The sequence below is a fragment of the Pseudomonas sp. P5_A12 genome, from assembly GCF_056400685.1.
Genome location: NZ_JBFUKU010000494.1, coordinates 1 through 2,298, shown reverse-complemented (window position 1 = coordinate 2,298; position 2,298 = coordinate 1). Strand labels below are relative to the sequence as shown.

Annotated in this window: 2 protein-coding genes and 2 pseudogenes; 3 read left to right on the top strand and 1 reads right to left on the bottom strand. The window is 62.2% G+C overall.

The window, feature by feature from the left end:
- Positions 1-207 (bottom strand): hypothetical protein (locus AC1DSG_RS30350; RefSeq protein WP_477794165.1); only part of this gene is annotated, 207 nt, incomplete at its 3' end.
- Here AC1DSG_RS30350 and AC1DSG_RS30345 point away from each other — a divergent pair.
- From AC1DSG_RS30345 to AC1DSG_RS30335, 3 genes and pseudogenes are all read left to right on the top strand, one after another.
- A pseudogene (locus AC1DSG_RS30345) lies at positions 190-294 on the top strand (hypothetical protein); the annotation flags it as partial. The gene AC1DSG_RS30350 and the pseudogene AC1DSG_RS30345 overlap by 18 nt on opposite strands.
- Positions 286-463, top strand: a pseudogene (locus AC1DSG_RS30340) (5,10-methylene tetrahydromethanopterin reductase); the annotation flags it as partial. The pseudogenes AC1DSG_RS30345 and AC1DSG_RS30340, both read left to right, overlap by 9 nt.
- A 247-nt stretch (positions 464-710) precedes the next feature.
- The gene (locus AC1DSG_RS30335; protein ID WP_477794164.1) at positions 711-2,183 is read left to right on the top strand and encodes an FAD/NAD(P)-binding protein; all 1,473 of its coding nucleotides are present in this window, start codon (positions 711-713) and stop codon (positions 2,181-2,183) included.
- The last annotated feature ends 115 nt before the right edge of the window (positions 2,184-2,298 follow it).

Genomic DNA, 2,298 nt, shown 5'->3' with positions numbered 1-2,298 from the left:
ATTTGTTGCCATGGAAGAGATAAAAACTTTCAAGAAAGCTCCACAACCAGTTGAAATTATTAAATTATTTGTCAGAAATGACTTCTGCAGCAGGCTTTGGGCACTTACTCGAACCCCGGAGTCTGCCCATGACAACCCCAGCTCAACCCCCTCGCAATACCCGCGAAACTCCCCCTCAACGCTTTCGAGATGAATTGCGTCGGCCATCAATCGCCGGGCTTGTGGGCGCACCCGCGCGATCGGTTGTGGCAGTACAAGGACCTCGAAAACTGGACCGATCCGGCGAAAATCCTGGTTCCGGAGTTGCAGAAGCGCGGGGGTGTTCAAGACGGAATACGCGCCGGGAACCTTGCGCGAGAGGTTGTCTGGGGAAGGGGCGAGGTTGCCGGCGATTCATCCGGGAGCGGGGTATCGGGATCTGGCGGCATTACACCAGCAGGATAATACAGTGGTGTCTGCATAGGCGCCTTCGCGGGCAAGCCCGCTCCCACATTGAATCGCGTTACGCTCAGGCAACTCGGACACCTGTGGGAGCGGGCTTGCCCGCGATGGCGTCAGGCGCAGCCATCGCTAATGACAACTGACACACCGCATCACGAGCAGGCTCACTCCTACCAAAGAGGGATTTGTTGCTGGAGAGCAACAGATTAAGGTGGGACGCAGCAGCTTTCCATTCCGGCAACCATTAACCATTAACCAGTGAGCAGGGCATGAGCGAAATACAAAGCGGACCGGCGAGCAACACCACCCGCCACGCCGACGTTCTGATCATCGGCGGCGGCCTCAGTGGCGCGATGCTGGCGGCGCAGTTGTTGCGCTTGCCTGGCCAGCGCTCGGTGCTGGTGATCGAACCGCGTACCGAGTTGGGTCGGGGTGAAGCCTACAGCGCGGTCGAATTGGGCCATACGCTGAACGGCAACGCGGCACGGATGAGCGTTGACCCGGACAACGCCGATGACCTGACGCAATGGCTGACTGACCACATCGGCGCTGGTGGCTGGCCGGAATCGGCCGAGCAATCTGTGCCGATCAGCGAGTTGTTCCCGCCACGGGGCCTGTTCGGCGTGTACGTGCAGCAACGCCTGGCCGAAGCGCTAGCCTTCGGAGTGTTGAATGGTTCCAAGGTCGAGCATGTGCAGGCGGAGGTGACCGATCTGCAAACGGACGACGATTCGGTACGGCTGACCTTGAGTGACGGGCAACGCTTGCAGGGCGCTTATGCGGTGCTGGCGACCGGGATGTTTCCTGCGGCGCGCACACCACAGAAAGAGTCCAGCGGTCTGAACGCCGCGGCGCTGGATCCGTGGGACGTCGCCGCCATGCGCAAGCTCGATCCACTGTCGACGGTGCTGATCATYGGTTCCGGCCTGACCATGGTCGATGCCGTTGTGTCGCTGGAACAGGCCGGGCATCGCGGGCCCATCGAGGTTTTTTCCCGTCACGGATTGCTACCGCATGTGCGTCGGCAACCACCGGCCTGGGTGGATTTTCTGGCCGAAGATCACAGTATTCGCACACCACGGCAGTTGGTGCGCGAACTGCGACGACATTGTCGGGAGGCCATCGCCGAAGGCTTCGACTGGCAAGCACCACTCGACACCGTGCGAGCGCACATTGGACGGTTGTGGAATCAGGCGACAGACCGGCAGCGTCGGCAGTTTGTGCGGCATGTCCGGCCGTGGTGGGAAAGTCATCATCACCGCTCGCCACCCTTGAGTGCCGCCCTGGTGGAGCGCTTGCACAGGGAAGGGCGCTTTCGGATTCAAGCAGCGTCGTTCAAAGGCCTTGAAGCCGTGTCCCGGGACGGAATCAGCATCTGCATTCGCCGCCGTGGCGAGGCCGACACCTGTGTGGTGCGTGGCGCGGCGTTGATCAACTCCAGCGGCATCGAGTATGACTGGCGCCGGGTCGCTCGACCGCTGCCACAGCAACTGCTGGCGCGCGGATTGATCCGCCCGGGTCCTTTGGCATTGGGGATTGCAGCCGCTGTTGACGGAGCCGTGCTGGACGCCGACGGGCAGGTCGCCCGGCGCCTGTTCGCCTTGGGGCCACCGTTGCGTGGCATGTGGTGGGAAAGCACGGCAGTCACCGACGTAGCACTACAAGCCAAAGCCCTTGCCGCACGATTGGTGGTAGCAGCTGCCGAGCCCGCGAGGCTGCGTCCGGCCGCGCAGCGGTCGTAACCCCTGCGCACTCGGTTTTCCTGAAACGCTGCGTCGCCTGATTTGACGACCGCTGCGCGGCCGGACGCAGCCTCGCGGGCTCGGCAGCTGCTACCACCAATCGTGCGGCAAGGGC